The following is a 24440-nucleotide window of genomic DNA, read 5'->3' on the forward strand; positions in this document are numbered from 1 at the left end:
GACCGCGCCGACCTAGAGAAATGGCACAGTATGAGGAACTTCGAGCGAGAAGGGTTACGGGACCTTGTCTGACACCGCACAAGACGGCCAGCAGCTCGCGCTCATCAACGAGCTGCTCGGGCATGTGCGCAAGATCGCGGGCGAGAACGATCGAGGCGATCTCATCGACCGCCTGGACCGTGTGGACCACATTCTTCTGGACCGTCCGCTGCGCGTGGTGGTGGCCGGGCAGCTCAAGCAGGGCAAGAGTCAGCTAGTGAACTCACTGCTCAACATGCCGGTCGCACGGGTCGGAGATGATGAAACTACCTCGGTGACAACCGTTATCAGTTACGGTGACCAGCCCTCGGCCGCACTGGTTGTTGCCCCCGCCGAACAGTACGACGGCGGCGGGCTTGCCGGAGAACCCGACATCATTCCGATTCCGGTGGCAGACATCGGCAAGGATCTCAAGCGGGCGCCGCAGGCACGGGGGCGCGAGGTGCTGCGGGTAGAGGTCAAGGTGGCTAGCCCGATGCTCAAAAGCGGTCTATGCCTGGTGGATACGCCCGGGGTCGGCGGGTTCGGACAACCGCACCTCTCGAGCACGCTCGGTCTGCTTCCCGATGCCGATGTCATGCTCATGGTCAGCGACCTCAGCTCCGAGTTCACCGAGCCCGAACTGGTCTTCATCCAGCAAGCACTTGACCTGTGCCCGGTCGCGGCGATCGTCAACACCAAGGCCGACCTGTACCCGCAGTGGCGTGCCGTGGTGGCCGCCAACTCCGCTCATCTGCAGCGTGCCGCGATCAGCGTTCCTGCCATCGCGGTGTCGTCGGCATTGCGCTCACATGCGTTGCAGCTCAATGACAAGGAGCTCAACGCCGAGTCGAACTTCCCTGCACTGGTGACGTTTCTGAGCAACGCCATCGCCGATCAGCAGGCCAACTCCAGGCAGCAGGCGATCGCTGAGATCGGTTCGGCATCAGAGCATCTCACCCTCACCCTGGATGCCGAGCTGAGTGCTTTGCAGGATCCGCAGAGCCGAGATGAGCTCACCTCGGATCTGGAACGGCGCAAGCGCGAAGCCGAGGAAGCGCTCGCCCACACCGCGCTGTGGCAGCAGGTTTTGGGTGACGGCATCACCGACGTGTCCACCGATGTCGAGCATGATCTGCAATCACGATTCCGGCGCATCCTGCAGCGCACCGAAGAGGTCATCGACCGCACTGACCCCACCAAGAACTGGGCCGAAGTCGGGGCAAAACTCGAAGAGGCTGTGGCCAACTCGGTGGGAAACAACTTCGTGTGGGCGCACCAGCGGGCGATGCATCTGGCCGCCCAGGTGGCCGAGACCTTCGCGACCGCGGGCATGGAATCGGTCAAGATGCCGCGCCTGCGGGCCAGCGAGATGGGTGCCGACCTGAGTGATCTGAAGTCGCTTTCGAAACTTGAGGCCAAGCCGATCAAATTGGGACACAAGGCAATCACGGGGCTGCGCGGGTCCTATGGTGGCGTCATCATGTTCGGCATGCTGACCTCCGTTGCCGGGCTCGGAATGTTCAATCTGATCTCACTCGGTGCCGGCGCGATGCTGGGCAAGAAGACCTACAACGAGGACATGGAGAACCGGATGCTGCGCATCCGAGGTGAGGCCAAGACCAACGTGCGCCGGTTCCTTGACGACGTGTCCTTTGTGGTACTCAAGGAATCACGCGACCGGCTGCGGTTGGTGCAGCGGCAGCTGCGCGATCACTTCCGCGAGATCGCCAACCAGACCACCCGATCACTCAATGAGTCGCTGCAGGCCGCCATCGCGTCGGCGCGGTTGGAGGCCGAGGACCGGGATTCGCGCACCAATGAGGTTGAGCGCCAATTGAATATCCTCCGCCAGGTCAACGCCCATATCGAGAGCATGGCGGGGGTTCAACAAACGCCATGAGCAGCATCGATCGGGCCCGTGTCATCATCGGCGACGCCCTGCACGCCTATCAGAGCGATCCACGATATCTGCGTGTCGCGGAGCCGCACGACGAACTGCGACGCATCGCCGCCAGGCTCGATGAACCCATCCGCGTCGCCATCGCCGGAACCCTCAACGCGGGCAAATCCACTCTGGTCAATGCGCTTGTCGGAGAGGACATCGCGCCCACGGACGCTACCGAGGCGACACGGATCGTGGCGTGGTTTCGACACGGAGCCGCCCCGCAGGTCATAGCCAATCTCTTCAGCGGCGTGCGGCAGGACATTCCCATTCGTCGCGAGGGAGGGCTCTCCTTCGAACTTGACCGGCTGGATCCGGCCTCGGTGGCCGACCTTGATGTCAATTGGCCCGCACCGGAATTGAATGAGCTCACGCTCATCGACACCCCGGGGACGTCTTCGTTGTCCACCGATGTCTCTGAACGCAGCCTGGCGCTACTCGTGCCGGAGGATGGCGTGCCTCGAGTCGACGCGGTGATATTTCTGCTGCGCAGCCTGAATGCGGCCGATATCGGGCTGCTCACCCAGATCGGCAAGCTTGTCGGCGGAGAGCGCGGTGGAGCCGTCGGGGTGGTCGGTGTGGTGTCGCGCGCCGACGAGATCGGCGTCGGCAGGCTCGATGCGATGTTGTCCGCACGTGAGGTGGCCGCCCGATTCGCAGGGGAGATGGAACGCACCGGCATCTGTCAGGCGGTCGTCCCGGTTGCGGGACTGCTGGCGCTGACCGCCCGCACCCTGCGGCAGGCGGAGTTCGTCGCGCTGCAGAAGCTGGCAGATCTGGACCCGCAGGTGCTGGCCAAGGCCCTGCTATCGGTGGATAGGTTTGTGCGCGAGGATGATTCGCTGCCGGTCGACGCGCGGACCCGGGCTGCGCTGCTGCACCGATTCGGGATGTTCGGTATCCGGATCTCGGTGACCGTCATCAGGATTGGCGTCACCGATGCCACCGGGCTGGCCGAGGAGCTCCTGGAACGCAGCGGACTGGTGGAGCTGCACAACATCATCGCCAACCAATTCGGTCAACGCGCAGGCATCCTCAAATCGCATACCGCGCTGCTCTCGGCCCGGCAGGTGCTGACCTCATATCCGGTCCAGGGTGGGCGTCAGGTGATCGACGAGATCGACCCACTGCTCGCCGATACCCACGCCTTCGACGAGCTGCGGCTGCTGGCCGAGCTGTCCTCCCGAAGCACCACGCTCACCGAACACGAGACGGTGCTCATCCGCAGACTGCTGGGAGCCTCCGGGACGGATGCCTCCGCTCGTTTGGGTCTGGACGAGACGCGTCCGGATCCGCGGCGTGCGGCCCTTGATGCGGTGGGGCGCTGGCGCGCGCGGGCCGAGCACCCGCTCAACGATCCGTTCACCAGTCGGCTGTGTCTGGCGGCGGTTCGCAGCGCAGAAGGAATACTCACCCAATTGTCTGCGCACGAGCGCCCGGCATACTGAGCAGATGATGATGCGCCTGTTCATCGCCACCGTCGCCCTCGGGGCTGGATTCGGCACGGCGACGGCTGCGGCCGAACCGACCCCCAACCCGGCAGGGCCGGCACCCAAGCCGGTTCCCGCCAGCGTATGGATCAGCCCGGGTGAGATCCCGATGAGCAGTGATTACCACTGGTCAGCGGCCAATCCCACGGCGACCGGGAGGGCGGCCTTCCTCAGCATGCGGCTCTGTGGCAGCCCGTCGGCGGACGTACTGCCCCCGGCATCGGCCATCGCCACTCAGGCCGCCTCCGGTACGGCGGCGTCCGTCGTGCAGGCGGCAGGTCAGTGGCCCGAAGGAAACCCCGATGGCGCCGCGGCGTTCCAAAGCGGTATCCGATCTCAGCTCAATTACTGCCCGGGAGTCGGTGACGTGATCAGCGTCGACCTGCGCCCCGCGCCGTCGTGGTACGGCTTTGCGGCGACGTTGTTGGTCGGCAAGGAGCGCGACAACCCCACCAGCGAGGTGCACATCTACAACGTGGTTCCGCCGGAGTCGGGCACCGTCTCGGAGCTGGCAGTCACCGTGCCCCGGACGGGCCGCGAGCCGTCGCCATGGAAGCCGGTCGATGACGCCACGGTTCTGCGGGCGCTGGCCCAGCCGCTGTGCAAGGGCTCCTGCTAGCGCGGGACTTGCGGTGACGATGCGCGGGTGGCTGCGGGCGGTTTCGGCGGTGGCCGTGATCGTCGGCCTTACTACCGCGGTTCCGGCTGCCGCGGAACCGAAGTCTGTGCCCGACAGCGTGTGGACCAGCCCCCGAGACATCCCCATGGACAAGGTGTCGCATTGGGCTCCCTTGTCGCGCAACGCGACTGTTGTGGACCGTCCATCGTTCTGGTCGGCGAATCTCTGCTTCTCGCTGGGCGAGAATTTGCCGCAGTCACCCGAATCTGCCTCCGCGACAGTCAGCTCTGACGAATCGGGTTGGACGGCGGTGCAGGTGATCGCGCACTGGCCGGGAGACACCTTGGTGACCGATCAATACGCGTCGACGGTGTACCGGTCGTTGCGTGCGCGACTGGACCACTGCTTCAACGCCATTGGCGCTCAGGTCAGCGTGACTGACCTACCCAACGGCCACGCGGCCACTGTGACGCTGCCGGCGCAGGGCGGCAAGCAACCTCAGTACCACCTGTACGTGGTGCAACCGCCGGGCACCGGGACGGTGGCCGAACTGACGGTCACAAACGCCATCACCGGGGCGGCCGGCGCTCCATGGGTAGACGCTGACGACCACCAGGTTCTGCGGGACGTGGCGGCACCAATTTGCCGGACCGCCAAGAGCGCTGCCTGCTAAAAATCGGTGCTCGATTTGTGCCGATGCAGATGCCGAATCACCACCATCGCGTGCCATTGACGGCGTAGCGTCCCAGGCATGCACGGACGCGGAGTCCTCTCAGTCGTATGCGGAATCGCGACGATCATCGCGATGGCCGTTCTGCTGACCCCGGTGTCGATTCAGGTCGGTACGGGTGACTCAGCGCAGACCGTGACCTGCGGTATGCCCGTCGGGCCCCGACTGTCCCGATCCGCCGAGCTCGACAAGATGAGTTCCGCGCAGAACCAATCGACCAACTATCACGACCAGTGCGCCGCCAAGCTTGACACTCGCCGTATCTGGGCCATCCCGATCGGCGTGCTGTCCTTCGTGATTGCGCTATGCGCGGCAGGCCACCTGTGGAAGGAAAACGCCCCCGGCAGCCCGGCGCAGACGCATCATGGTCTGTCCGGGCCGCCCGGGATGCGAATGGCTCACTGACCCCCGACGGGCACTTGGATGTTGCCGCCGCCAGGAATCGGGACTACTACAGCGGGACGAGTGGTCGTCGTCGGCTGGGTTGTCGTGGTTGTCGGCTGAGTGGTCGTCGTGGTGGTCGAGTCGGTAGTCGTGGTGGTGGTCGTCGGCTGAGTCGTCGTGGTGTCCTGACTGGTGGGCGACTCCGAAACCGTCTGAGTTTCGGTCACCGTCGAATTGCCGCCGCCGTTGTTTCCGCCGTGACCGCCATGGCCCTCGTGGCCGCCGCCGCTGGAACCCGCAGGTGTTGAGCTTGTCGTCGAGGACACAGACGATGAGGTGCCCGCTGGGGCAGGCTTGTCGTCGCTACGCGTGATCACCAGCGCGGCAATCACGGCGACGACGGCCACGCCCGCGCCCGCCAGCGCGATGAGCACTGCGGGCTGCTTGTACCAAGGATTGGGCTGGTCGGGCCCCTGGTCGTGGTACTGCTGGTTGAACATCGTCGGGTCTTCTGGCGGCTCCGGGTAGGACATGGTGCGGAGCGTAACCCAACTTCCTTAAAGCCCGGGGATTTGCGGGATCTGTGGAATCGGCGGGATTGGGGGTATCGGCGGGATCGGCGGAATGGCTGGTGGAGACGGAATCGCGGGTATCCGATAGTGATACGTCGGCGAGGTCGTGGTCTCGTAGTACGTGGGCTCGGATGTCTGAGCGGGCACCGCCGGTTCTTGTGGCGGCTCGGTGGTGCTGGGCACGATCGTCGACGACTCCGGCGAGGGCGTAGTCGGTTCCGTGGTGGGGGTGGTACTTGAGACGGCGGGCGTCGATGTCAGTGGTGTGTTGTCCTTGACGACGCGCTTGTCCGTGGAGAGCACGATGGTCATCAGCACCGCGACGATCGCGATGATGGCGGCGATGGTGCCCACGATTGCGGGCCCGGTTCGATACCAAGGAGTGGGCTTCTCGTTCTCCTCGATCATCTCCGAGAAGTAGCTCTCATCCTCGGGTGGACTGGGTGTCTGGCTCATCAGGGCAGGAGCCTAACCGAAGAATGTCAGGCGAATTGCGGTATCACGGTCGAAGCGAAGAACTCCAGGTGATCCAGGTCCCGCATGTCGAGTAGCTGGACGTACACCCGCTGAACGCCGGCATCGACGTAGACCCTCAGTTTTTCCGCCACTGCGTCGGGAGTACCTGCGAGCGGACTGTTTTCGGTGATTTCATCCACCTCGCGGCCGGCGTTCGCCGCGCGGCGTGCGATATCGGCATCCGTGTCACCGATGCATAGCGCGAAGGCCGCCGAGTAGATCATCGAATCCGCGGGCCGTCCTGCGGCTTCCACCGCTTGCGCTACCCGCGCATATCGATCGGTGACGACGTCGACGGGCTGGAACGGCAGGTTGAACTCGGCCGCGAAACGGGCGGCCAGCGCCGGGGTGCGCTTGACGCCGAGACCGCCGACGACGATGGGTGGGTGCGGTTCCTGTACCGGTTTGGGCAGTGCGGGAGAGTCGGTCACCGTGTAGCGCTTGCCCGCGTAGGAGTAGGTGTCTCCGGTGGGCGTGGACCATAGACCGGTGAGGATGTCCAGCTGCTCTTCGAGACGGTCGAACCGCTCGCCGAGCGGCGGGAAGGGGATCGCGTAGGCCTCATGCTCCTCGTCGAACCACCCGGCACCCAGGCCGAAATCAACTCGGCCGCTGCTCATCTCGTCGACTTGGGCGACGGTGATCGCCAGCGGTCCCGGATGGCGGAAGGTCGCCGAGGTCACCAGGGTGCCCAGCCGAATGGCCGTGGTTTCCCGGGCCATCGCCCCGAGGGTCACCCATGCGTCGGTGGGCCCGGGCAGCCCGTCCGCGCCGCCCATTGCCAGATAGTGATCGGACCGGAAGAACGCGGAGAACCCCAGCTCTTCGGCTGCCTGCGCCACCCGCAGCTGCTCTGAGTAGGTGGCGCCTTGCTGCGGTTCAACGAATACCCGGAAGTCCATGACCGCCAGCGTACGTAAGGCCGCATACCCGGGCACAGGTGACTTGTGCAGATGGTTACGGTGAGTGGACAGAATGTGCGTGAGTTGACGGGTATGCGGCGAAACGAGGGAAAGTGATATCACGCGTTGCGGTTTCGGTCATGGCCGTGTTGGCTCTGACTTTAGGTGTCGGGTTGTCGGGATGTTCCGGCGCCGATAGGGGCACCACCTCCTCCATACAGTCGTCACGATTGCTGGACTTCTCTGCTCAGACCATCGATGGGGCCGACTTCGCGGGCAGCAGCCTTGCCGGGAAGAAGGCGGTGCTGTGGTTCTGGGCGCCGTGGTGCCCGACCTGCCAGAAGGAAGCCCCCGATCTGCAGAAGGCGGCCACCGCACATCCGGACGTCACCTTTGTGGGTGTGGCCGCGCAGGACCAGGTGCCCGCGATGCGCGACTTCGTGAACAAGTACGGCCTGACCTTTACTCAGCTGGCTGACACCGACGCCAAGGTGTGGGCCCTGTACGACGTCACCCATCAGCCGGCCTTCGCGTTTCTGGGATCCGAGGGCAAAGCCGAGGTGATCAAGAGCCCGCTGTCCGGGCCGGATCTCGACAAGAAGATCGGGCAGTTGCACTGATACCGCGGTATCGACGTGATTGATACCGCAGCACTCACTTTCGCGCTGGGGGCCGGACTGGTGGCGGCGCTTAATCCGTGTGGATTCGCTTTTCTCCCGGGTTATCTCGGCCTGGTGATTGCCGGAAGCGACGGCACCACGTCACGGTTGACCGCGGTCACACGGGCGGCGACGGCGACGGTCGCGATGGCCGCTGGATTCCTGACGGTCTTCGGGATCTTCGGTCTTGTCATCTCCCCGGTGGTCGCCTCGGCGGGCCGGTACATGCCCTTCGCGACCGTGGTGATCGGTATCGCCCTTGTGGCGCTGTCGATTTGGCTGCTATCGGGCCGTGAGCTCACCATCGTGTTGCCGCGGGTCTCCGGCGCGGCACCGACCTCGTCGTTGCTTTCGATGTACGGCTACGGGGTCACCTACGCGGTGGCGTCATTGTCTTGCACCGTGGGACCGTTCCTGGCGGTCATCAGTACGACCTTCAAACAGGGATCGATCGTCTCGGGCGTGCTGGCCTTCCTCGCCTACGGGACGGGTATGGCGGTGACCGTGAGTGTCGCAGCGTTAGCCGTTGCCCTGCTGGGTAATTCGGTGCAGGCCAGCATGCGCAAGGTGCTGCCCCATGTGGGCCGCATCGCCGGGGTGATTGTGCTGTTGACCGGTCTGTACATCACCTACTACGGCTACTACGAGATTCGGCTGAATTTCGGCGACGGGAGCGCCGACGATCCGGTGATCAACGCGGCCGGCACGCTGCAGACCTGGCTGGTCGGTGTGGTGGATGCCACCGGGGTGTGGCCGCTGGTGGGCGGTATCGCGCTCATTGTGGTTGTCGCGGCATTGAGTTCGTACGCGGTACGGAGAAGGCGCTAGGCGATCCGGGGTTTGGGGACGGCGAATGGACGGACGGGCGAACCCACGCGCCGGTAACCTGAGGGGCACCAGCTGACTGCGAGGGGGACGATGATGGCCAGGGTGTGGATCAAATCTGGGGTGGCACCGATGCTGGCGCTGGCCGCTGCGGTTGCGCTGGCGGGGTGTCAGGACGACCAGCCGTTGCGTCGCATCACCGCGGACGGTTCCTCGACGTCGGCGGCCACCAGCTCCTCGAGTGCCGCGCCGTCGACGACCCCGGTAAAACCGGTTCGTACGCCGGCGACCGACGAGGCCGCTATCCGTGCGCTGTTCGAGCGGGAGCGGCAGGCCAATGAGAACTACGACATCGACGCGCTCGTCGACGTCAGCTGCGCGCAGTACAAGGATGCGACGCGGGCGGCGATGATGAAGGCAGTGCAGCCGATGTCGGCGATGGGGACCGCCCAGGAGGCTCAGAACCTCGATACCGTGCAGCGGGTGCCGGCGCTCTTGCAGCAGAAACACCCGAAGATGTCGATCGAGACCGCCAAGGCGATGGTTGAGGCGTGGCACCGCCAGGATGAGGCCGCGTACCAGGCCGCGCAGCGCAAGATGCTCGCCGAACTCACCGTTGTCCAGGACTGGAAGGTGGAGAACCTCAAGATCACCGGTGATACCGCGACCGCTGATCTGATTTCCACGACCGCATTCGACCAGTACCCGCCCCAGACTCAGACCAACCACATCCCGTTGCTCGTCGAGAACGGCGAGTGGAAGGACTGCTTCCCACCGCCGCAGGGCTAGCCAAAACCCCTAGTAGAAGGGGTTTTCATCGTTCGGGAACAAATATGGGTGGTGGCCCGTTGAGCTGTATGTCGAACTTGAGTCACATTGACTCAACTATGGCTTGACGAAAAGGTCCGGACGAGGCAAACTTGAGCGGATCTCACTGAAGGCAATGAGGTAACCAACAGGAGGAATGAACTATGGCTCGTGCGGTCGGAATCGACCTCGGGACCACCAACTCCGTTGTCGCCGTCCTCGAAGGCGGCGACCCGGTAGTTGTCGCGAACTCGGAAGGCTCTCGCACCACCCCATCTGTCGTTGCGTTCGCGCGCAATGGCGAGGTACTGGTCGGGCAGCCCGCCAAGAACCAGGCGGTGACCAACGTCGACCGGACCATCCGTTCGGTCAAGCGTCATATGGGCACCGATTGGACCGTCGAAATCGACGGAAAGAACTACACCCCCCAGGAAATCAGCGCCCGCACGCTGCAGAAGCTGAAGCGCGACGCCGAGGCCTACCTGGGTGAGGACATCGAGGACGCCGTCATCACCGTGCCGGCGTACTTCAACGACGCCCAACGTCAGGCGACCAAGGAAGCCGGCCAGATCGCCGGCCTGAACGTGCTGCGCATCGTCAACGAGCCGACCGCAGCCGCTCTGGCCTACGGCCTGGACAAGGGCGAGAAGGAACAGACCATCCTGGTCTTCGACCTCGGTGGTGGCACCTTCGACGTGTCGCTGCTGGAAATCGGCGACGGTGTCGTCGAGGTTCGTGCGACCTCCGGTGACAACCACCTCGGTGGTGACGACTGGGACGAGCGCATCGTGACCTGGCTCGTCGACAAGTTCAAGGCCAGCGCCGGTATCGACCTGACCAAGGACAAGATGGCGATGCAGCGTCTGCGTGAGGCTGCCGAGAAGGCCAAGATTGAACTGAGCTCGAGTCAGTCCACCTCGATCAACCTGCCGTACATCACGGTTGACGCGGACAAGAACCCGCTGTTCCTCGACGAGCAGCTGACGCGTGCCGAGTTCCAGAAGATCACTCAGGACCTGCTGGACCGCACCCGTAAGCCGTTCCAGTCGGTGATCAAGGATGCCGGTGTTTCCGTTGCCGACATCGACCACGTCGTGCTGGTGGGTGGTTCCACCCGTATGCCCGCGGTCACCGACCTGGTCAAGGAACTGACCGGCGGCAAGGAGCCCAACAAGGGTGTCAACCCGGACGAGGTTGTCGCCGTGGGTGCCGCGCTGCAGGCCGGTGTGCTCAAGGGTGAGGTGAAAGACGTTCTGCTGCTTGACGTCACCCCGCTGTCCCTCGGTATCGAAACCAAGGGTGGCGTGATGACCAAGCTCATCGAACGCAACACCACCATCCCCACCAAGCGGTCGGAGACCTTCACCACGGCGGACGACAATCAGCCGTCGGTGCAGATCCAGGTGTACCAGGGTGAACGCGAAATCGCTTCGCACAACAAGCTCCTGGGCTCCTTCGAGCTGACCGGCATTCCGCCGGCGCCGCGCGGTGTGCCGCAGATCGAGGTCACCTTCGACATCGATGCCAACGGCATCGTGCACGTGACCGCGAAGGACAAGGGCACCGGCAAGGAGAACACGATCAAGATCCAGGAGGGCTCCGGCCTCTCCAAGGAAGAGATCGACCGGATGATCAAGGACGCCGAGGCGCACGCCGACGAGGACAAAAAGCGTCGCGAAGAGGCCGATGTCCGCAACCAGGCCGAGTCGCTGGTCTACCAGACGGAGAAGTTCGTCAAGGAGCAGCGTGAGCCGGCCGAGGGCAGCGAGAAGGTTGTCTCTGACGAGACACTGTCCAAGGTCGACGAAGCCATCAGCGAAGCCAAGAAGGCGCTGGAAGGCACCGATATCGGCGCTATCAAGGCGGCGATGGAGAAGCTCGGGGAGCAGTCGCAGGCGCTGGGTCAGGCCATCTACGAGGCTGCGGCCGCCAAGGCTCAGGCCGAGGGTGCTGGTGCCGAGGGTGGCGCCGGCTCCGCCGATAGCGATGTCGTTGATGCCGAGGTTGTTGACGAGGAGAAGGACAGCAAGTGACCCCGTCAGGTGGGCAAGATCGGGAAGAAGATCGCGAACCGGTGACTGTCACCGACAAGCGCCGGATCGATCCCAACACCGGCGCGGTCCGCGAAGAGGCGAAGGCGGCTGAAAAGAATTCTGCCGCAGCGGAACCGGGTGCTTCGGCACCCGGGGCCGCGGCCTCCGAGGGCGACTCGGATGCGGATGCCAAGGTGGCTGAATTGACGGCCGACCTGCAGCGTGCGCATGCCGATTTCGCCAATTACCGCAAGCGGGTGGAACGGGACCGGCAGGCCGTCATTGACTCGGCCAAGGCATCCGTGGTGACTCAGCTGCTGGGCGTGCTCGACGACCTCGATCGCGCGCGGGAGCACGGCGACCTGGAATCGGGTCCGTTGCGCAGTGTTTCGGACAAGTTGACCGCGGCCTTCGAAGGGCTGGGGTTGGCAACGTTCGGCGCCGAGGGTGACGACTTCGATCCCTCGTTACACGAGGCGGTTCAGCACGATGGCCAGGACGGCCACCCGGTGCTGGCCGCGGTACTGCGCAAGGGCTACAAGATGGGCGATCGGGTGCTGCGCACCGCGATGGTCGTGGTCACCGATGGCGACAAGGCCGAGCAGGAACCGGGAACCGGCGATGCCGAAACCAAATCCGAGACAGAATCAGAGTAAGAACTGCACAGTAAGACCCGATGGACGCGAAGGAGGTGATGTCGGGTGACGCAACGTGAATGGGTCGAGAAGGACTTCTACAAGGAGCTCGGCGTCTCCTCCACCGCGACCCAAGACGAAATCAAGAAGGCCGCGCGCAAGCTGCTGGCCGAGAATCACCCGGACCGAAACCCCGGAAACCAGGCTGCTGAGGACCGATACAAGGCCGTCAGCGAAGCCAAGGATGTGTTGTCCGATACGGCCAAGCGCAAGGAGTACGACGAGACCCGTCGTCTCTTCGCCGGCGGCGGATACGGACGGCGCTTCGGCGACAACGGATTCGGTGGCGGTGGCGGATTCAGCGGCGGCGCCGACAGCGCCGAGTTCAATCTGAACGATTTGTTCGGTAATGCCGACACCTCTGGCGGCGGCGGAATCGGCGATCTGTTCGGTGGACTGTTCGGCCAGCGCGCCCAACCGCGCGCCAGCCGGCCGCGTCGCGGCAACGACTTGGAAACCGAAACCCAGCTCGACTTCGTCGAGGCCTGCAAGGGTGTATCGGTTCCGCTGCGGCTGACCAGCCCCGCGCCATGCACCACCTGCCACGGCAGCGGCGCGCGCCCGGGCACCAGCCCGAAGGTCTGTGGCTCGTGCAACGGCAGCGGTGTCATCAACCGCAACCAGGGCGCCTTCGGGTTCTCCGAGCCATGCGCAGATTGCCGCGGTACGGGCTCGATCATCGAGAACCCTTGCACGGACTGCCAGGGCACCGGTGTGACCACCCGCACCCGCACCATCACCGTGCGGATCCCACCGGGAGTCGATGACGGACAACGTATTCGGCTGGCCGGGCAGGGTGAGGCAGGCCTGCGGGGCGCACCGTCCGGCGATCTGTACGTCACCGTCCATGTGCGGCCCGACAAGGTGTTCACCCGCGATGGCGACGATCTGACCCTCACCGTTCCGGTGAGCTTCACCGAATTGGCGCTGGGTGCCACGGTTTCCGTGCCGACACTGGAAGGTCGTGTCGGAGTGAAGGTGCCCGCGGGTACCTCCGACGGGCGCATCCTGCGGGTACGCGGACGTGGGATCCCGAAGCGCGCCGGCGGAAACGGCGACCTGTTGGTCACCGTCAAGGTCGCGGTGCCCTCGAAACTGGAAGACAGTGCGCTGGAAGCGTTGCAGCGCTATCAGGTGGCGGAGAAGGCTAGTGGGTTCGATCCGCGAGCGGGTTGGGCGGGTGCGCGATGACGTCCTCGCAGGGAGGCGGCGGCACCCCCCGGCGCCGCCAGCCCGAGCGAGGCGCTCGCACCTTCCTGATCTCTGTGGCCGCTGAGCTCGCCGGTATGCACGCGCAGACGCTGCGCACGTATGACCGGCTCGGCCTGGTCAGCCCCGAACGCACCACCGGTGGCGGTCGGCGCTACTCGCAGCGTGACGTGGATCTGTTGCGCGAGGTGCAGCGCCTGTCGCAGGATGAAGGCGTCAACCTTGCTGGCATTAAACGGGTTATCGAACTGACTAACCAGGTCGAGGCGTTGCAGGCCAAGCTGGCCGAGCTGACGGCCGAGGTGGCCCAGCTGCGCGCCGCGACGGCGGGTCGCGAGGTCGCGGTCATCCCCAAGAGCACCGCGGTGGTCGTCTGGCAGCCGCGTCAGCAGCGCTAGAGGGGATCGTGCTGAATTCTGGAGGCGTCAGCCCCCTTTGAGACCAGTGCCTCCTTGGTGGCCTGGATCATCGATGCCGAGCCGCCGAGCAGAATCTGCCGGTCGCCCCAACCGCCGTATGTCGTCACCACCTCCGAGAGCAGTCCCGTTTGGCGGACATGGAGGCCGCGGGGCGGTGTCGGATCGTGGTATTCGTTGGCCCACTCCGGGTTTCGCGGGTATTCGGTGACCGGCGTGACCGACAGCCAGGGATTGATCGAGGCGATATGCCAGAGTGTCCACAGGTCGTAGAGCTCCTGCGGATAGCGTGCCCCGTAAAACAGGTGGACTCTTGGGTTTTCGGCCCACTGGGATAGTTCCATGATGAGGCAGCGCAGCGGTGCGATACCGGTACTGCCCGCGACCATGAGGATGTCTCCGCCGTCGCGATTCACCGACAGCGCGCCGAGTGGCGGTGAAATCCGCCAGGTGTCACCCACCTTGGTCTTGTTGACCATGTCGCCGCTGACTAGCCCACCGGGTACCGCCTTGACATGAAATTCTATGTAGCCCTCGGGATCCGGCGGAATCGCCAGACTAAGATAACGCCAGTTTCTCGGGCTTTGCGGCACCTGGACATGAACGTACTGTCCGCAGTGATACGGCATGGGCGCGTTGAGCTTCAGCCGGATTAGTGCGAGATCCCTGGAGGTGCGGTGATATTCGATGACTTTGCCATCCCACCAGGGCTGGCCGATGTCGGAGGCGGCGGCACTGCGCATCACCTCGATCATCACCGTGTAGACCTCGGTGGCGGTGGCCTCCATCCGCTGATCCCAAATCGGCGCCAGCACCTCCCGCGTGGTGTCCAGCAGGGCTTGGCGCATGGTGTCGTACTGGCTGTTGGTGGCTCCGAACTTCCGGTGGTCGCGGCCCAGCTGGGCTAGGAAGTTGACCAAACCCTCGGTGCGGTAGGCCGCCATCTCCCAGAGCACGAACTGGAGTGCCTGACGGAAGTGCTCGCGTTGAGCCGACATGTCGGCGGGGAAGAGATCGCCGACGGTGGGATCGATGGCGAACCAGCGGATGTAGAAGCTTCGGACAAGTTTGTTTCCCGATAGCTCGACCCCGCCGACCAAGTCGTGCAGTGCTTCGACGTCCTCAAGCCCCACGAGCTTCCGTTGCCTAACCTTTCCGGGGTTCTCCTCTACCGAGAAGCCAGTCTAGAAGGGAAATTCCGGGCCCGTTTGAGACTGCGTGAGGCCAGATTGGTGCCAGACGGCCTGACGGTGCGTCATCCGTGTGCTGACCGAACCGTCGTGGGCGCTCTTCCTTCACTACAGGCCTGGTGGAGAGCCTGCATCGGCGTGTGCCGATGTTCTGTGACCGCGGCATCCGGGTGATTGTGAGATCGATTGCACTACGTACCCGTCCATCGACAGGCGCGGTGCCGCCGAGGCATCCGCGATACGTTTGCCTGGCTAATCACTTCAGTAATCCCGGTCGCCAGTTTCGCGGAGTACAAAGGGTGTCACTACCTACGAGGGAGTGCGCTGTGGGCGATCCGTACGACTCGGCGGATGTCGTCGCAGATTTCTTCTATCCGCACCCTCCGGGGCGCGTATGGAATGTTCTGGTCGACCCCGATGTCATGGGGGACTGGTTCGTCGAACAGGTTGGGTTTCGCCCGGAGGTGGGTACGCGGTACCGGCTGCTGGATCTTCCGGTGCCGATTGCCAACTATTCCGGGGACATCGCCTGCGAAGTTCTAGTGGCTACGCAATACGAAAAGCTGGCAATTTCCTGGTGGGATACAAAACTGGATGCTCCGGTTGCCTGGCGAACCACGTGGTCTCTCGGTGCGGTGCCGGAGGGCACCATGGTGACCTTGAGCCGGCCCGCATTCGATAGCGATGACCCAGTTGTGCGCAGGATGGCGGCGCTTTCGGACCTGTTCTGGCCCACTGCGATGACCAAGCTGGGGCGCCTCATCGATCGTGCAGCGACTACCTCGAGAGACGGGGATGGCGTTGAGCGCTCATACGGATGAGTTTGCTTGGCTAACAGATGAGAACACGGCGGTAACCCAGATTGGTGGGGTATGAAAGATAACCCAACCGATCTGGAGAGTGCCGTGCCCGACGACGCGAACGACATCGCCACTATCGTTCTTGACCAGTTCTATCCGCATCCGCCCGAGAGGGTATGGAGTGTGATGGCTTGTCCGGATGCCATGGAGGAATGGCTGATGGACCCGATCGGATTTCGGCCCGAGGTCGGAACCCGGTTCCGCTTCACGGCCTTTCCCATACCCATGGCCGATTTCTCCGGCGCGCTGTCCTGCGAGGTGCTCGCGGCTACCCCCAATGCGGTGCTGTCCATCCGCTGGTGGGATATGAAATCGGCGAAGTACCGGGAATGGACCGTGACGTGGACGCTGCAAGAGGTGCCAGGCGGCACCATGGTCACCCTGCGTCATGAGGGGTTCGATCCTGACGACTCCGCTTCGCGGGTGTATCGGACGCTCTCCGAGCGCGGCTGGCCCGGGACGATGGGCAGACTCGGTCGATGTATCGACACTGCCCGGACCGGCGACGATCAGCCGCCGCATTGTCTGGTCACCGATGTATCCGCCTGATCGCCCACACGTCTCACACAACTGCGGTATCCCAGGGGTATGAGCGCGTCGCCGGATGATCTGACATCGGTGACAGTGGGGCAGTTCTTCCCCTATTCGGCGGAGCAGGTCTGGCGCGCCATGACGTCGCCCGCTTCGATCTCGGACTGGACGACCGATGTTGTCGGGAACTCCGTCGAGACGGGTAAGTCGTTCGCGTTCACCACGTTCCCGATACCGGAGGTGAATTTCGATGGTCGCGGGGACTGTGAGTTCACCGACGTCGTACCCAACGAACGTTTGGCGTACCGCTTCACCACGCCCGAGAGCTCTTTGAATCTGCAGGCCACCTGGACGCTGCATCCAGAATCGGGCGGAACGCGATTACTGGTAGTGCACAACGGATTTGATGTCGCCAACCCGGTTCATGGACGACTCCGGATTCTTGTTCGGGACATCTGGACATTGGTCATGTCCCGGATCGCGGAACTGATGGCCGCTCCGGAAGCCGGTGTGGGGCCCCCGCCCGACGACGCGACGTCATTCAGTCTGGGCGAGTTCTATCACCATTCGCCACAAACGGTCTGGCAGGTCATCACCTCGAAGGAGTTTGTGGGCGAACTGGTCAACGACCACGATCTCGGAGTGGTGGAGACGGGCGGACGGCTCACCGTGACCACCTATCCGATCCCGCTTGTCGGGTTCGGCGGGCGGGTGGACATGGAGTTCTTGGAGGTGCGCGAGCCCGAGCTCATCGTGTGCACGTTCGAGATTCCCATCATGGGTGGGATCACCGCGCTCAACATGACCTGGCGGCTGCGTCCGCTGGACGGCGGAACGCAACTGTGGTTCCGGTTGAGCGGATTCGATTCGGAGTCCCCGCTCAATCGTCAGGTGCGGTCGGTCCTACGGGGAGGGGCGGTTCCCGTCCTGTCCCGACTCGGCGAGCTGCTCGAGGGGCGCGGCCACCACGAGTGAGCGCCGATTCGGGCACGACGGCACCATCTCGTTCCGGAGCATCGCTTGGTGTGATGAGCTAGACACGGCAGCCGGAAAAAATTCAAAGTTGAGCGGAACAGACTCAAGATTTTTGACGTTAGAACTAGTGACCAACTTTTCTCTCAACCAATGGAGGTGTTGTGGACTCGTTCAATCCGACCACGAAGACTCAGGCCGCGCTGACTGCTGCCCTCCAGGCAGCGACCTCAGCGGGCAACCCCGAAATCCGTCCGGCCCACCTGTTGGTGGCGCTGCTGAGCCAGACCGATGGCATCGCCGCGCCGCTTTTGCAGGCCGTGGGTGTCGACCCTGCTGTCGTACGCAACGAAGCGCAGGCCATCGCCGATCGGCTGCCTCAAGTCAGTAATGCCAGCGCCAACCCGCAGCTGTCGCGTGACTCCATCGCCGCGATCACCACGGCGCAACAGCTCGCCACCGAGCTCAACGATGACTACGTATCCACCGAGCACTTGCTCGTCGGCTTGGCCACCGGTGATTCCGATATCGCCAAGCTGCTTGCCAACAGCGGTGCCACCCCGCAGGCGCTGCGCGATGCCTTCGTTCAGGTGCGCGGCAGCGGCCGGGTGACCAGTGCCGAGCCCGAGGCGACGTTCCAGGCATTGGAGAAGTACTCCACCGATCTGACCGCCCGTGCCCGTGAGGGCAAGCTCGACCCGGTGATCGGTCGCGATACCGAGATCCGTCGCGTCGTACAGGTGCTGAGCCGGCGCACCAAGAACAATCCGGTGCTGATCGGTGAGCCCGGTGTCGGTAAGACCGCCATCGTGGAGGGCCTGGCGCAGCGCATTGTCGCCGGCGACGTGCCCGAAAGCCTGCGTGGCAAGACTGTCGTCTCGCTGGACCTTGGCTCCATGGTCGCTGGTGCGAAGTACCGGGGCGAGTTCGAGGAGCGTCTGAAGGCTGTTCTGGATGAGATCAAAAACTCTGCCGGGCAATTGATTACATTCATCGATGAACTGCACACCATCGTGGGTGCGGGCGCGACCGGAGAGTCGGCGATGGACGCCGGCAACATGATCAAGCCCATGCTGGCCCGCGGTGAGCTGCGTCTGGTCGGCGCCACCACACTCGACGAGTACCGCAAGTACATCGAGAAGGACGCCGCCCTGGAGCGGCGGTTCCAACAGGTGCTGGTGGGTGAGCCGTCGGTGGAGGACACCGTCGGCATCCTGCGTGGCATCAAGGAGCGCTACGAGATTCACCACGGCGTGCGGATCACCGACTCGGCACTGGTGGCTGCCGCGACCCTGTCCGATCGGTACATCACCTCACGCTTCCTGCCGGATAAGGCCATTGACCTTGTCGACGAGGCCGCATCTCGTCTGCGCATGGAAATTGATTCGCGCCCAGTGGAAATCGACGAGGTCGAGCGTGTTGTGCGTCGTCTCGAGATCGAAGAGATGGCGCTGTCGAAGGAAGACGACGAGGCCTCGAAGCAGCGCCTGGTCAAGCTGCGTGAGGAGCTGGCCGATAAGAAGGAGCGGCTCGCGGAGCTGACCGCACGCTGGCAGAACGAGAAGAAGGCCATCGACGCGGTCCGTGATCTCAAGGAGCAGCTGGAAAGCCTCAAGGGAGAAGCCGACCGCGCCGAACGCGACGGCGATCTGGGTAAGGCCGCCGAACTGCGCTACGGACGCATTCCCGAGCTGGAGAAGCAACTGGAGGCGGCGCTTCCAGGCCTGGACCATGACGGGAACGTCATGCTCAAGGAAGAGGTCGGCCCCGACGACGTCGCCGATGTGGTGTCGGCCTGGACCGGTATCCCGGCCGGGCGCCTCATGGAAGGCGAAACCGCCAAGCTGCTGCGCATGGAAGACGTGCTGGGGGCGCGGGTGGTCGGGCAGAAGAAGGCCGTCGAGGCCGTCTCGGATGCGGTACGCCGCGCTCGGGCCGGTGTCGCCGACCCGAACCGGCCCACCGGATCGTTCCTGTTCCTCGGGCCCACCGGTGTCGGCAAGACCGAGTTGGCCAAGGCGCTCGCGGACTTCCTCTTCGACGACGAGCACGCCATGGTGCGTATCGACATGTCGGAGTATGGCGAAAAGCATTCGGTCGCACGACTTGTCGGTGCCCCTCCGGGTTATGTCGGCTATGACGCCGGCGGTCAGCTGACCGAGGCGGTGCGCCGGCGCCCGTACACGGTGGTGCTGTTCGACGAGGTAGAAAAGGCGCACCCGGATGTGTTCGATGTGCTGCTGCAGGTGCTCGATGAGGGACGTCTCACCGACGGTCAGGGCCGCACGGTGGACTTCCGGAACACCATCTTGATCCTCACCTCCAACCTGGGGGCCGGTGGCTCCGAGGAGCAGGTGATGGCCGCGGTGCGTGCGAAGTTCAAGCCGGAGTTCATCAACCGGCTCGACGACGTGCTGATCTTCGAAGGCCTCAACCCTGAGGAACTGGTGCGGATCGTCGACATCCAGCTGGCACAGCTGCAGAAGCGGCTCGCTCAGCGCCGGTTGACACTCGAGGTGTCCGAGCCCGCCAAGAAGTGGCTGGCCCAACGCGGGTTCGACCCGATTTACGGGGCACGTCCGCTGCGGCGTCTGGTGCAGCAGGCGATCGGCGACAAGCTTGCCAAGCAGCTGTTGGCCGGTGAGGTGCACGATGGCGACGTCGTTCCGGTGAACGTGAGTGCCGACGGCGAATCGCTCATCCTGGGATAAGTAGCTGTCGAGTGTCGACTTATCGCGCTGTCTACTCGGACTTTCGCGCGGTAAGTCGACATTCGGCGCTATCGAGAGCCCATCACGGACCGGTAACTCTGGGTCACGATCCGAGCGGTCCGTGCGGCAGTTGGGCCGGTACCGGTTAGGCTGTCGCGGATGGCTCTACTTTGGTTCACGCTGTCCGCACTGTGCTTCGTCTGTGCGGGCGTGCTGCTGTACGTGGATATCGGCCGCCGCCGCAGCCGCGGACACCGCCGCAAGGCCTGGGCGCGATCTCACGGCTTCGACTACATGTCGCAGGACAAAGAGATCGTGAAGCGCTGGAACCGCGGCGTGATGTCCAGCGCGGGATCGGCCGCGGCCGCGAACGTGGTCCTCGGACAGATCCGTGGGGAGGCCGTCTACGTCTTCGACCTGGAGGACGTCGCGACCATCATCGCGCTGCACCGCAAGGTGGGCACCAACGTCATGGTGGATCTGCGGCTCAAGGTCATGCAGGAGCCTCGCGAATCGGATATCTGGTTGTTGGGTGCCATCGGACCGCGCATGGTGTACTCCACCAACCTGGACGCCGCCCGTCGCGCCTGTGATCGGCGCATGGTCACCTTCGCCCACACCGCGACCGAGACGGCGGAGGTGCTGTGGAACGAGCAGCACTGGACGCTGGCCGCGCTTCCCATCAACAGCAACCGTGAGCAGTGGGATGAGGGCCTCAAGGCCGTCCGCCAGTTCAATGACCTGCTGCGCGTGTTGCCCCCGTCGGGTGAATCGGCACTTTCGCCCATTCAGGCCGCGGAACGCCCGAGCCGACCCGTCGGTTCCAACTCCTCGCCCGCGGGCGACCGGCAGCCCGCCCCCGTGGGTCAGGGCCAACCGCAGGGCAACTAGGCGCTAGGAACGCCGCCACAGCTGGTTCATCGGCAGTGGCCACCAGAATTTCTTGTCGAGGATCACCGCGAGCGTCGGCACCGTGAAGGTGCGCACGACGAATGTGTCGATGATCAAACCCAGACCGATCGTCGAGCCCATCTGAGCGACGTTCACCAGACTCGAACCCATCATCGCGAATTGTGTCATCGCGAACACCAGCCCGGCTGTCGTCACGACTCCGCCGGTGCCGGCTATGGTGCGGATGACACCCGTCCGGATACCGGCACTCATCTCTTCCTTGAAGCGCGACGCCACCAGCAGGTTGTAGTCGGCGCCCACCGAGATGAGAATCGCGAACACCGCGACCGGCACCGACCAGTGCAACTGAATGCCGAGCACGTGTTGCCAGATCACCAGGGCCAGTCCGAGCGTCGACGCGAAGGACACCAGCACCGAGCCGATGACGATCAGTGAGGCCACCAAACCGCGCAGCAGGAGCAGCACCACGGTGAAGATCACCGTAAGACAGCCGATCATGATCAGCTTTTCGTCGCGGTCGAGCATCACCCGCATATCGCCGATCAGTGCTGCCGGGCCGGCGATTTCGATGACACTGCCCTCCAAACGAGTGCCCTTGAGCGCGTACTTCATCTCATGCGCCAGATCCCGGACGCGCTGGATGCCCTCGTCGCCGTAGCTGCTGCCGTTGCCGATCACGATCATGCGGGTGGTGGTGCCGTCCTCGGAGAACATCATCTTCAGGTACGGCTTGAAACGCGGATCTGAGAGCATCTGCGCGGGGAAGTAGAAGTAGTCCCCGGTGCCCGCACTACTTCGGCCGAGGTCCTGCATCAGCGAGGTCATGGTATCGATTTGCGACATCATCTGAGCCATCTGCTCATTGGTCTCGGTCATCAGATCCTGCATTGCGGACATCGAGTCGAGCATGCGCGGCATGGTCCGTGCGGCCTGGGCCAAACCTCCGGTCATGGAGCCCGAAGTGCTGACGAGACTGCGCATTTGGTCGGTGACGCTCGACATGTTCTCGAAGTTGGACAGGGTGGATCGTGCGCCCACGCACATCGGATCGGCGGCGCAGTTGGGCTGTGCCCGCACCACCTCGCGGGCCGGACCCATCACCGAATTGAGTTGTGATTTCATCTGATTCAGGCTGGCTTGGATCGGCCCTGCCGCCGCACTGAATTGGGCGGCGCCCTGCTGTGCGGTACGCAGCGTGTTCTGCAGACCCTGCAGGGTGGTCATCATCGAGTTCATGTTGTCGGTCATCGCGCGAATCCGCTGTTGCCGCTGTTCCATGACGATCTTGTTCTGCGACACCATCGTTCCGGCCATCCCCACGCTGTACATGAGTGAGGTTTGATCCATCGGGATCCCCGTCGGCCGGGTGATCCACTGCACCGAGGCCACGCTGTCCAGCTTGGTGATCTGTTGCGCTGCTTTCTCCAGGAGTCCGATGTTGGCCGAGGTGCGCAGATCTTCCGGGGAGCGGATGAGGATCATGTCGGGATTCATTTGGCCCGTGGGAAAGTGCTCCTGAATCGCGTTCATGCCGGCCGCGCTGGGCATGTCCTTCGGGATGAACTGCAGTTCGTCGTAATTGAAGGAGGCGGTGGGGATCACCATCATGAGCACGATCAACGCGGCGAAGGTGGTGACGAATATGGGCTTTGGCCAGCGCGCCACCCGGATGCCGATACGGCGCCACAGCCGGTTCGATCGGGTGGTCGATTTGGGTTCGAACCAGCCGAACCTGCGCGCACCGATGAGCAGTGCACCGGGTGTCACCGTCACGGCCGACAGCACCGTGAAGATCATCGTGATGGCCCCGGGTATGCCCATCGATCGCATCATGTCCAGCTGGGCGAATGTCATGCAGGACAACGCGCCTGCGACCGTAAACCCGGACGCGATCACGACCGGCGCCACGCCCCGATAGCCGGCGCGGAACGCGTCGTCCACACTGAGGCCGGCACGTCTGCCCTCTTGGTAGCGGCCGATGAAAAAGATGGAGTAGTCGGTGCCCGCACCCAACGCCAGCGCACCCATCAAGGCGTTGGTCATCATCGATGTCGGAATCAGCCCGGCCAGGGTCAGGAAGCTGGCGATCGGGGTAGCGATCCCGACCGCGACGCCCACCGTGATCAGTGGCAGGAACGCGACCACAAGGGAGCGGTAGACCAAGAGCAGCAGGCCGCCCACCAGCACGAGCGACAGTCCGCCGATGATCACGACATCGCGCATCATCGTGTTGATCTGATCGGCGGCGGCCTGGCTTGTTCCGGTGGCGTAGATCGTGGTGCCCGCCGGCTTGGCGATGTCATCGATGATGCGCTGCACGGCCTTTGCGGATTCCATGGCCTTGGGTCCGCCGATTTCCCCGGACAGTTGCACTTGGGCCAGGGCGACCATCTTGTCGGGACTTTCCGATGCTGTCGCGAATTGCGGGTCGGACCACATGTCCATGCCCGGCTCCACGTGCTCGGTGTCGGCCCGCAGCCGCTTCATCAGTTCGGCACGGAACTGCCGGTCCTCCTCGGTGAACGGCTGATTTTTGACGACGACGACGGCGGCGGTGTTGTTCGACTCGGACTCCCCGAATGCCTTGGCCATGTGTTTGAGCGCGGCCGCGGACTCGGTGTTGGTGGGCATCATGGGGCTGCCGTGGGTCAGGGCGAGCTCTTCGAGGTCGGGTGCCGATGCCATCAGGCCACCGGCCACCAGCATGAGCAGCCCGATGATCGCGGCGGCGTGCCTGCTGATGATCCCGGCGAAGTGGCCGAAAACTGGACTGTCGTGCATCAGTGACCGCCTTGCGCGCCGAGTTTTTGGAATGCGACGAGATTGCAGCTCACCGAAGGGGTGCGGCTGGTGTCGGTCTTCTCGTCGGCGACCTTGCCGTCGACGGTGATTCGACAGGTGACGGTGTCGGTGGATATCGCTGTGACGCCGGCGGTGAATCCGAAGTCGCTGGTGGTCAGGCTGGTGCGCCAGGGCGCGGTGCCGTTGAAGAGCCGTGATTGGCCCTTTTCGTCGAGGTAGGACACCGTGATGGGCGCTCCGCCGCTGGATACCTCGTAGGTCACCGTCTTGGGCTGGCTGAGCGACATTGCGCTCACGGGTTGCGCGGTCGGGGCGGTCTCCGGGGTCGGCAATGCAACTTTCGGCGCGGTGGTTATGTAGGTGCCCGCGGCGAGCCACAATGCGATAAGTACCGGGTAAATCCAGCGCTGACGCTCTAAGAGCCACCCCACAAGCCGGTCGAGCATTTCGCGATGCTAGCAACGCTGGCTCGGGCAAGCGGCGATTTCCGGACAATTTGTACCAGTAACTGTTAGTACCGGTTATACGGCGGGTGGAAGCGCCCGGTCAGCCGGGTACGCTGACCAACCATGGTCGACGGTCTTCGCGCAAGCGGCTCATCCGTGCCTGATGGTCTTGGCTCATCCGCGGCTGACACGAATT

Annotated in this window: 23 protein-coding genes; 17 read left to right on the top strand and 6 right to left on the bottom strand. The window is 63.9% G+C overall.

Annotated features, from left to right (window positions below; all coding sequences use genetic code 11):
• The first annotated feature begins 64 nt into the window (after window positions 1–64).
• The 5 genes from BKG76_RS13915 to BKG76_RS13935 all read left to right on the top strand — a co-directional run bounded on the left by BKG76_RS13915 (window position 65) and on the right by BKG76_RS13935 (window position 5207).
• Complete coding sequence (locus BKG76_RS13915; RefSeq protein ID WP_070938149.1) at window positions 65–1921, top strand: dynamin-like GTPase family protein; 1857 nt, start codon at window positions 65–67, stop codon at window positions 1919–1921.
• Entirely contained in the window at window positions 1918–3411 is a 1494-nt protein-coding gene (locus BKG76_RS13920) for a dynamin family protein (RefSeq protein WP_070938150.1), read from the top strand. Before BKG76_RS13915 ends, BKG76_RS13920 begins: the two co-directional genes overlap by 4 nt.
• A 4-nt stretch (window positions 3412–3415) precedes the next feature.
• A complete protein-coding gene (locus BKG76_RS13925; protein WP_070938151.1) occupies window positions 3416–4072 on the top strand; it encodes a hypothetical protein in 657 nt (218 codons plus the stop codon).
• A 19-nt stretch (window positions 4073–4091) separates the two neighbouring features.
• Window positions 4092–4745 carry a hypothetical protein gene (locus tag BKG76_RS13930; RefSeq protein ID WP_070938152.1) on the top strand — a complete coding sequence of 218 codons (654 nt, stop codon included), beginning with the start codon at window positions 4092–4094 and terminating at the stop codon, window positions 4743–4745.
• Window positions 4746–4823: 78 nt separating this feature from the next.
• Entirely contained in the window at window positions 4824–5207 is a 384-nt protein-coding gene (locus BKG76_RS13935) for a hypothetical protein (protein WP_070938153.1), read from the top strand.
• Here the strand turns inward: BKG76_RS13935 and BKG76_RS13940 are convergent.
• From BKG76_RS13940 to BKG76_RS13950, 3 genes are read right to left on the bottom strand one after another with little or no spacing between them, the layout of a single operon-like run.
• Window positions 5201–5686: a hypothetical protein gene (locus BKG76_RS13940; protein WP_070939224.1), complete on the bottom strand. Its 486-nt coding sequence runs from the start codon at window positions 5684–5686 to the stop codon at window positions 5201–5203. The two genes, BKG76_RS13935 and BKG76_RS13940, sit on opposite strands and share 7 nt — an antisense overlap.
• A gap of 57 nt (window positions 5687–5743) precedes the next feature.
• Window positions 5744–6214 (bottom strand): hypothetical protein, encoded by a 471-nt coding sequence (locus BKG76_RS13945; protein ID WP_070938154.1) that lies wholly within the window; start codon window positions 6212–6214, stop codon window positions 5744–5746.
• Window positions 6215–6240: 26 nt separating this feature from the next.
• Window positions 6241–7176: an LLM class F420-dependent oxidoreductase gene (locus tag BKG76_RS13950; RefSeq protein WP_070939225.1), complete on the bottom strand. Its 936-nt coding sequence runs from the start codon at window positions 7174–7176 to the stop codon at window positions 6241–6243.
• A 140-nt stretch (window positions 7177–7316) separates the two neighbouring features.
• Here BKG76_RS13950 and BKG76_RS13955 point away from each other — a divergent pair, with 140 nt between their 5' ends.
• From BKG76_RS13955 to BKG76_RS13985, 7 genes are all read left to right on the top strand, one after another.
• Window positions 7317–7796 (top strand): TlpA family protein disulfide reductase, encoded by a 480-nt coding sequence (locus tag BKG76_RS13955; protein WP_070938155.1) that lies wholly within the window; start codon window positions 7317–7319, stop codon window positions 7794–7796.
• A gap of 15 nt (window positions 7797–7811) precedes the next feature.
• On the top strand, window positions 7812–8663 hold the full coding sequence (locus BKG76_RS13960; RefSeq protein ID WP_070938156.1) for a cytochrome c biogenesis CcdA family protein: 852 nt from the start codon (window positions 7812–7814) through the stop codon (window positions 8661–8663).
• Between the two features lie 93 nt (window positions 8664–8756).
• Window positions 8757–9449, top strand: a complete 693-nt coding sequence (locus BKG76_RS13965; RefSeq protein ID WP_070939226.1) for a hypothetical protein — start codon at window positions 8757–8759, stop codon at window positions 9447–9449.
• Window positions 9450–9631: 182 nt separating this feature from the next.
• Window positions 9632–11500, top strand: coding sequence for a molecular chaperone DnaK (dnaK, locus tag BKG76_RS13970; RefSeq protein ID WP_070938157.1), 1869 nt, complete (start codon window positions 9632–9634; stop codon window positions 11498–11500).
• On the top strand, window positions 11497–12156 hold the full coding sequence (grpE, locus tag BKG76_RS13975; RefSeq protein ID WP_070938158.1) for a nucleotide exchange factor GrpE: 660 nt from the start codon (window positions 11497–11499) through the stop codon (window positions 12154–12156). Before dnaK ends, grpE begins: the two co-directional genes overlap by 4 nt.
• 45 nt (window positions 12157–12201) lie before the next feature.
• Window positions 12202–13386: a molecular chaperone DnaJ gene (gene dnaJ, locus BKG76_RS13980; protein WP_070938159.1), complete on the top strand. Its 1185-nt coding sequence runs from the start codon at window positions 12202–12204 to the stop codon at window positions 13384–13386.
• Window positions 13383–13802, top strand: coding sequence for a heat shock protein transcriptional repressor HspR (locus BKG76_RS13985; protein ID WP_070938160.1), 420 nt, complete (start codon window positions 13383–13385; stop codon window positions 13800–13802). The genes dnaJ and BKG76_RS13985 overlap by 4 nt, the downstream gene beginning before the upstream one ends.
• Here the strand turns inward: BKG76_RS13985 and BKG76_RS13990 are convergent.
• Complete coding sequence (locus tag BKG76_RS13990) at window positions 13799–14953, bottom strand: FAD-binding oxidoreductase (RefSeq protein ID WP_070938161.1); 1155 nt, start codon at window positions 14951–14953, stop codon at window positions 13799–13801. The genes BKG76_RS13985 and BKG76_RS13990 overlap by 4 nt on opposite strands.
• 383 nt (window positions 14954–15336) lie before the next feature.
• Between BKG76_RS13990 and BKG76_RS24465 the strand changes: the two genes are divergently transcribed.
• The 5 genes from BKG76_RS24465 to BKG76_RS14015 all read left to right on the top strand — a co-directional run bounded on the left by BKG76_RS24465 (window position 15337) and on the right by BKG76_RS14015 (window position 20975).
• Window positions 15337–15831 (top strand): SRPBCC family protein, encoded by a 495-nt coding sequence (locus BKG76_RS24465; protein ID WP_236737574.1) that lies wholly within the window; start codon window positions 15337–15339, stop codon window positions 15829–15831.
• 51 nt (window positions 15832–15882) lie between these two features.
• Window positions 15883–16419, top strand: a complete 537-nt coding sequence (locus BKG76_RS14000) for an SRPBCC family protein (RefSeq protein ID WP_070938162.1) — start codon at window positions 15883–15885, stop codon at window positions 16417–16419.
• A gap of 39 nt (window positions 16420–16458) precedes the next feature.
• Entirely contained in the window at window positions 16459–17376 is a 918-nt protein-coding gene (locus BKG76_RS14005) for an SRPBCC family protein (RefSeq protein ID WP_070938163.1), read from the top strand.
• Window positions 17377–17537: 161 nt separating this feature from the next.
• Window positions 17538–20084 (top strand): ATP-dependent chaperone ClpB, encoded by a 2547-nt coding sequence (gene clpB / locus BKG76_RS14010; RefSeq protein WP_070938164.1) that lies wholly within the window; start codon window positions 17538–17540, stop codon window positions 20082–20084.
• A gap of 159 nt (window positions 20085–20243) precedes the next feature.
• A complete protein-coding gene (locus BKG76_RS14015; RefSeq protein ID WP_070938165.1) occupies window positions 20244–20975 on the top strand; it encodes a hypothetical protein in 732 nt (243 codons plus the stop codon).
• 3 nt (window positions 20976–20978) lie between these two features.
• Here the strand turns inward: BKG76_RS14015 and BKG76_RS14020 are convergent, their stop codons facing one another.
• Both BKG76_RS14020 and BKG76_RS14025 read right to left on the bottom strand, forming a co-directional pair.
• Window positions 20979–23777, bottom strand: coding sequence for an MMPL/RND family transporter (locus BKG76_RS14020; protein ID WP_070938166.1), 2799 nt, complete (start codon window positions 23775–23777; stop codon window positions 20979–20981).
• Window positions 23777–24244 carry an MmpS family transport accessory protein gene (locus tag BKG76_RS14025; protein WP_070938167.1) on the bottom strand — a complete coding sequence of 156 codons (468 nt, stop codon included), beginning with the start codon at window positions 24242–24244 and terminating at the stop codon, window positions 23777–23779. Before BKG76_RS14025 ends, BKG76_RS14020 begins: the two co-directional genes overlap by 1 nt.
• Window positions 24245–24440 lie beyond the last annotated feature (196 nt).

The sequence above is a fragment of the Mycobacteroides franklinii genome (assembly GCF_001853795.1).
In the GTDB taxonomy this organism is placed as follows: Bacteria; Actinomycetota; Actinomycetes; order Mycobacteriales; family Mycobacteriaceae; genus Mycobacterium; species Mycobacterium franklinii.